7 protein-coding genes are annotated in these 6,678 nt (G+C 33.3%); 5 read left to right on the top strand and 2 right to left on the bottom strand.

Going from position 1 to position 6,678, the window contains the following annotated elements:
* The first annotated feature begins 196 nt into the window (after positions 1-196).
* The 4 genes from CP370_RS06595 to CP370_RS06580 are packed head-to-tail and all read left to right on the top strand — an operon-like array spanning position 197 to position 2,761.
* The gene (locus CP370_RS06595; protein WP_087713131.1) at positions 197-1,051 is read left to right on the top strand and encodes an ABC transporter ATP-binding protein; all 855 of its coding nucleotides are present in this window, start codon (positions 197-199) and stop codon (positions 1,049-1,051) included.
* Positions 1,051-1,905, top strand: coding sequence for an ABC transporter permease (locus CP370_RS06590; protein ID WP_087713130.1), 855 nt, complete (start codon positions 1,051-1,053; stop codon positions 1,903-1,905). Before CP370_RS06595 ends, CP370_RS06590 begins: the two co-directional genes overlap by 1 nt.
* A 3-nt stretch (positions 1,906-1,908) precedes the next feature.
* Positions 1,909-2,361, top strand: a complete 453-nt coding sequence (locus CP370_RS06585) for a LytTR family DNA-binding domain-containing protein (RefSeq protein WP_087713129.1) — start codon at positions 1,909-1,911, stop codon at positions 2,359-2,361.
* Between the two features lies 1 nt (position 2,362).
* Entirely contained in the window at positions 2,363-2,761 is a 399-nt protein-coding gene (locus CP370_RS06580) for a DUF3021 domain-containing protein (protein ID WP_087713128.1), read from the top strand.
* Positions 2,762-2,820: 59 nt separating this feature from the next.
* Here the strand turns inward: CP370_RS06580 and CP370_RS06575 are convergent, their stop codons facing one another.
* Complete coding sequence (locus tag CP370_RS06575) at positions 2,821-4,248, bottom strand: 6-phospho-beta-glucosidase (protein ID WP_087713127.1); 1,428 nt, start codon at positions 4,246-4,248, stop codon at positions 2,821-2,823.
* A gap of 131 nt (positions 4,249-4,379) precedes the next feature.
* On the bottom strand, positions 4,380-5,108 hold the full coding sequence (locus tag CP370_RS06570) for a MurR/RpiR family transcriptional regulator (RefSeq protein WP_087713126.1): 729 nt from the start codon (positions 5,106-5,108) through the stop codon (positions 4,380-4,382).
* Between the two features lie 171 nt (positions 5,109-5,279).
* On the opposite strand from CP370_RS06570, the gene CP370_RS06565 reads away from it, so the two are divergent.
* Entirely contained in the window at positions 5,280-6,602 is a 1,323-nt protein-coding gene (locus CP370_RS06565; protein ID WP_087713125.1) for a PTS sugar transporter subunit IIC, read from the top strand.
* Positions 6,603-6,678 lie beyond the last annotated feature (76 nt).

The following is a 6,678-nucleotide window of genomic DNA, read 5'->3' as shown; positions in this document are numbered from 1 at the left end:
AAATCCTGTCGATAGAATATCATAGATATTCATCAACAGGAAAAATTATACAGCCTTTTTTCTTTATCATGAGATGAAGATTTTAAGTTTCTATTTCTGCATCTTATTTGAGAATTTAAACCACTCATTTAAATATTTATTACAAAAAGACTTTCTCTCTGTATTCTAATAGTGAATTAAGAAAGGGAGTCTTTTTATGTTAATTGAAACTTTTGATTTAACTAAAAAATATGGCAAAAAGTTAGCCTTAAACAAGGTGAATTTACAAGTTGATCGAGGACAGTTAGTAGCTTATTTAGGTACTAATGGTGCAGGTAAGTCAACTACTATTAATATTTTGACCGGACTACTTACGCCAACGAGTGGCACAATTACTTATGCTCCGAATTTAAAAATTGGAATTGTATTTCAAAATAGTGTTTTAGATAACGTTTTGACTGTTAAAGATAACTTATATTTGAGAGCACAAATGTATCACAACGTTTCTAGAGAGTGGCTCGAGACTTTAATTGAGTTAATTGGCCTTAGAAACTTTTTGAATCAAAAATATGGTACCTTGTCTGGTGGCCAAAGACGAAGAGTTGATATTGCACGCGCATTGATTGATCATCCAGATATATTATTTTTAGATGAACCAACAACAGGTTTAGATTTGCAGACAAGAATTGTAATTTGGAATTTGCTACAAAAACTGCAGAAAGAACAAGGATTGACGATTTTCCTGACTATTCATTATTTAGAAGAAGCTGAAAATGCGGATCAAATGTATATCTTAGAAAATGGAAATGTTCTTGCTAATGGATCAGCAAGTGAGATTAAAGAAAAATATGCACCAAATAAATTGAAGCTAACTTTAAAAAGAGATCAAAAAATTAAGACGGACTATAAAATTTTCCCTACTCAAGGAGATCAAGTTGAGATACATGGCTTAAATAGTCAAGAGGTAATTGATTTTTTGCATGATAATGAATCAAAAATTATTTCATTTGAATACCAAAAAGGATCAATCGATGATGCCTTCATTAAAATTACGGGAAAGGAATTACAATAATGGTTGCTTTAATTAAAAGAAATATCAAAATTTATTTTGCTAACAAGCCTGGAGTGGTAATGTCATGCTTTGGAGCCCTGATCTCATTTGTAATTTATATTGGATTCTTGCAGCAAAATCTTGTTAGTTCCTGGCAACATGTAAATCATGCAAAGCAGCTATTAGATTTGTGGATGCTAGGCGGAATTGTTTCAATAGCAGGAATTACTACTTCGTTTCAAGCTCTTGGGCAAATGGTAAATGATAAAGAGAGTCGGGCAATAGATGATATGAAACTAACTGCCCTAACTCCAATTAGTGAGAGTATGGCTTATGTAGTCTCAGCTGCGATAGTGAGTTTTTTGATGCAGATCGTTACGTTTATTGTTATGGCGACTTATTTTTCACTGGTAGATCAGGTAAAGATTGCAACAAGTGTATATCTGCCAGGGGTCGGCTTTATTTTATTAGGCGCAGTCAGCGCAACCTTGTTGAATTTAATAATTGTTTTATTTATTAATTCAGCAACTACTTTCAGCCGTTTATCAGCAGTAATTGGTGCAGCAGCCGGCTTTATGGTGGCGACTTATATGCCTTATGGAACTTTATCAAAAACTGCTCAAAATATAGTAAAATTATTTCCAAGCAGTTATGAAGCAGCAAGCTTTAGAAGTTTGCTTTTAAATAAAATGAGTCAGCAAGATGTTCCGACTAGAATGCGTCAAGAGTTGATTGAATACTTAGGAATTCATTTCAAGCTTGCTTCTCATCAGTTGAATAATTGGGATAATGCCTTAATGATGATAGGAATGTCCGTTGTTTTAGGGATTATTGTGTGTGTCTTAGCACTCATTTTGAGTAGAAAGAAGAAGTAATACGTGATTATAGAATTTGAGCCAAATTCTAATTTAAAAGAAGATCAAATTGAAGTTAAAGTAGTATCTGTCGAAGAGACGCGGCAAGTCAAGAGATTAATAGACTATATTAAGAATTTTGATAAAAAGGTAGATTCTATTTTGCCTGTTAAAACAGAAGACAGAATCTTGACTGTAAAAATTGATGAAATCGTTAAGATTGAAGTTGAAAAGACTGAATTAACATTTTATACAACAAATGCGGTTATTAAGACTAATGGTCGTTTATATCAAGTTTTAGAAAAATTAAATAATGATTTTGTACAAGTTTCCAAGCATGGAATTATTAATTTAAATTATCTTGAATCGCTTGAAGCAGGTTTCACTGGAAATATGGTTGCAAGATTAGCATTTAAGCAAAAAACGGATGTTTCAAGGAGATACTTACCTGAATTAGAAAAGAAGTTGGGATTATAAGATGAAAATTTGGCGAAAAATTTTAGATTATTTTGTAACTGGTATAGGATTTGGCGCTATTACGTATTTACTTATTCTTGGGATGCTCTCAGATAGTGTCGGGGATGTTGATGTTCCCTTAAAGAGTGTCCTGATTGTTTTTATTTGCAGTGGTCTAATTGGAGAATTAAGTTTTTTATTTCAGACAGATTTATCTTATTTACTTGCTTTAGGGTTGCATTTAGTTGGAACGTTTATTTTGTTTTCAATAATGATGATACTTAATCATTGGATCATTAACTGGCAGACTTTGATGATTTTTATTCTTTCATATATCGTAATTTGGATTATAATCCGTTTAACGCAAGAAAGGGATATTAGAAAGATTAACCAGCAGATAAAAAAGAGAAGTAGACGATAATAAAATTTAGGATAAAAAATAAGCCATAGTTTTTTGAAAGCTATGGCTTATTTATACTATTAATTTAAATTTTCTCCATTGGATTCAATAACCTTCTTGTACCAATAGAATGAATCTTTTTTATATCTTTTAAGTGAACCTTGACCGTGATCGTCTTCATCGACATAAATGAAACCATATCTCTTTTGCATTTCCCCAGTACTTGCACTTACTAGATCAATACAGCCCCATGGCAGATAGCCAATTAGGTCTACACCATCTTTAGTTACTGCTAATTTCATTTGCTCAATATGAGAGCGCAAATAATCTATGCGATAGTCATCATGAATTTTATGGTCTGGCGTTAATTTGTCATATGCGCCAAGACCGTTTTCAACAATAAAAAGTGGCTTGTGCCATCTGGTTGTCATCCAGTTGAGAGCGTATCGTAATCCTACTGGATCTATTGGCCAACCCCAGTCGTTTGTTTTAATGAACGGATTAGCTACTAAGTCAGAATACTCTTGGTAATTCAGATGATTTGAATACTTAACAGCAAATGACATGTAGTAGGAAAAGCCGACATAATCAACTGTCCCCTTGGCTAGAATCTCTAAGTCATTATCAGTAATATCTAAATTAAAATGCTTATTATCAAAGTAAGCCTTTAACCAATTAGGATATGTTCCATTTACATGAACATCACCAAAATATAAGCGTGTATCCATAGCTCGATTGGCAAAAAGAATGTCTTTCGGATCAGAAGATGCAGGATAAATAGGGCAGAAAGCTAACATACAACCAATTTTTAAGGAAGGATCAATTGCATGACCAATTTGAACAGCCTCGGCACTAGCAACTAATTCATAGTGAGCAGCTTGATACATTAATTTCTCTTTATCATCTCCAGGTTTAAACTTAATCCCTGAGTTTTCATAGACTGAGATGTCACTTTTGTAGTTTGTTTGATTGTTGATCTCGTTAAATGTCATCCAGTACTTAACTTTACTATGATATCTTTCAAAGCAAACATGAGCGAAACGGATAAAAAAGTCTATTAGTTTTCGATTAGACCAACCGTCATATTTCTTAACCAAATTAATTGGCATTTCAAAATGAGACAGAGTAATAACTGGCTGAATGTGATATTTGAGTAGCTCATCAAATACACGATCATAAAATTTTAAACCAGCTTCATTTGGCTTATCTTCATCTCCATTAGGAAATATTCGTGTCCATGCAATTGAAGTTCTAAAAGCTTTAAATCCCATTTCAGCCATTAATTTAATGTCTTCTTTATAATGATGATAAAAATCATTACCAAGATGATTAGGATAATACTGATCATTTTCAATTGTATCTGTTAACTTTCGTGGATGGTCATGACTGCCTAATGTCATGAAGTCGGCGATAGATAGACCTTTACCATCTTCGTTATATGCACCCTCTAATTGATGAGCAGCTACTGCACCACCCCAAAGAAAGTTTTTACTAAGTGTTCTTTTCATATTTTTTCTCCTTGTACTGCTTGACTAAGAAAAATTATATGAAAATGCTTACTTTGAAGAAAGGCATATTACTAGTTTAGGTAAAGCATTCTAATATTAGATTTAGATACCAACTTTGGAACATAGTGTTTCTAGTTGTCTAATTGATTGCGTAAAGTTGTGATAATCGCTTCAACGATGTACATTGCTGGAATTTGTGAAGATAGATCGTAGTATCGATGAAGTCTATATTCCTTTTCGTGATATGTTAGCGAATATCTACTCATACGTGCAATAGTACTTGTTGGATCTCCAGTAATAGAAATGATGGTTGTATCTTCATCATTAACGAAACTATTTAAAAGTTCGATTAATTCAGTAGTTTTTCCTGATACGGAAAAGCAAATTAAGGCATTATTGCTTGTATTTCTTAAACGTGCATGTAAGGGATAAAAAGGATCTGTTACTAGACTAGTATTATAACCAAGGGAAGCTAATTGGCGTGAAGTATATCCAGCAGTATAGGCTGATGATCCCATACCTAAAAAGATGATATTGTCACATTCGAATAATTTGTCAGCAACAATTTTTACCTTATTAATTATATCGTCTGGGAAATTATTCTTATTAATAAAATTGAAGGTATGCATAGCTGAACTGCCTTCATTTTTATTTTTTATAAATGTCTTAAATTCTGGAAAACTATCGAATCCCATTTTATGAATAAAGCGCATTACTGAAGAATTAGAGACATGAGTTTTCTGAGCAATATCACGTACTCGCATGTATACGACTTTATCACTATTTTCAGTTACGTAACGGTATAGAGTCATATCTACGCTAGAAAGAGAAGATAAGTCTTTAAATCCAAAAAAGGCCATATAAACCTCCAAATAAATATATATTTTATTAGTGCAAAAAGAACACTATGTTCCAGTTAAGGAATATTATACTTCCTTTTCAAACTCGTTTCAGAATGATCTAGGCATATTGTATTATTAATAGCGCTTCCATAAAATTAAGTATGTAAGAGATGAAAAGAGGGGGAAATTATGAAAGACTTTGTTAATAAGCATATATTGCCACCAGTTATGAAATTCGTAAATACTAAGGCAATACGTGCTCTAAGAGATGGGATGTTACTATCACTACCATTTATTATGGTCGGATCGCTATTTTTACTTTTAGCTTCCTTCCCAGTACCAAGTGTTGCTCAATGGATGGATCAAACGGGATTAACACGTTTTTGGAATCAAGCCTATAATGCTTCATTTGGAATTGTTGCAGTCTTTGCTGTAGTTGGGATTGCCTATACGTGGGCTAAGAATGATAAAGTAGACCCATTACCAGCAGGAATGACAGCATTTGTTGGTTTTTTGATTATTATGAATCCTACTACAGCAGTAATCGATGGTAGTAAGACAATTATTTCTTCAGCTAAAGCACCTAGTTTATTAAGTGGTTTTATAGATCGTACCTGGTTAGGTGGTCAAGGAATGATCGCAGCAATTATTATTGGTATGATTACTGGTTGGATCTACTCTTGGTTTGTTAAAAATAAGATTACTATTAAATTACCGGATCAGGTTCCACCAGCAGTGGCAGGATCATTTGTAGCTTTAATTCCTGCAGCTGTTTTGACAGCTCTTTGGCTAGCTGTGTATGCATTCTTTGATAAAGTAGCTGGAACTACACTCACAGAATGGATTTACCATACTATTCAAACACCATTACAAGGACTTTCTGATTCATTTGGTGGAATTTTAATAATGACGCTTTTAGTACCATTTTTCTGGTTCTTTGGTGTTCATGGTTCAACTTTGGTTGGTGGTATTATTGGACCAATCTTAAGTGCAAATGCTTTGCAAAATGCCGCTATCTTCAAAAAATATGGGTATGTTGATGCTGCTCATGGTGGCCACATTGTTATTCAAGGATTATTTGATCAGTTCTCGACTGTAACTGGTGCCGGTATGACAATCGGGCTGGTAGTATTTATGACTTTCTTTGCTAAGTCCCAACAAATGCGAGGAATAGGTAAGTTAGCATTAGTACCAGGAATCTTTAATATTAATGAGCCTGTGTTATTCGGTGTGCCACTTGTTTTGAATCCTTTGTTAGCAGTTCCATTCTTTATTATGCCACCCTTATCCGCTGGTTCGACATATTTGTTAATTAAAGCTGGGATATTGCCGTATTTGAATGGTGTGCAAGTACCATGGACGACTCCTCCAGTAATATCTGGGTTCTTAATTGGAGGTTGGAAAGTAGCTATTTGGCAAGCAATAATTTTGATTGTTAGTTTCTTTTTATATTTACCATTTGCCCGTAAATATGACAATATGCTTTATGCTCAAGAACAAAGTAAAAAATAAGATTGAATCATTTAGTTAAATATTGGAGATAAAATGAAGAAAAATCCATTAATGAGCAAAAACATTAATGGATTTT

Source organism: Lactobacillus sp. UMNPBX19 (assembly GCF_002553805.1).
Classification (GTDB): Bacteria; Bacillota; Bacilli; order Lactobacillales; family Lactobacillaceae; genus Lactobacillus.
This window is presented reverse-complemented; position numbering and strand designations above follow the sequence as displayed.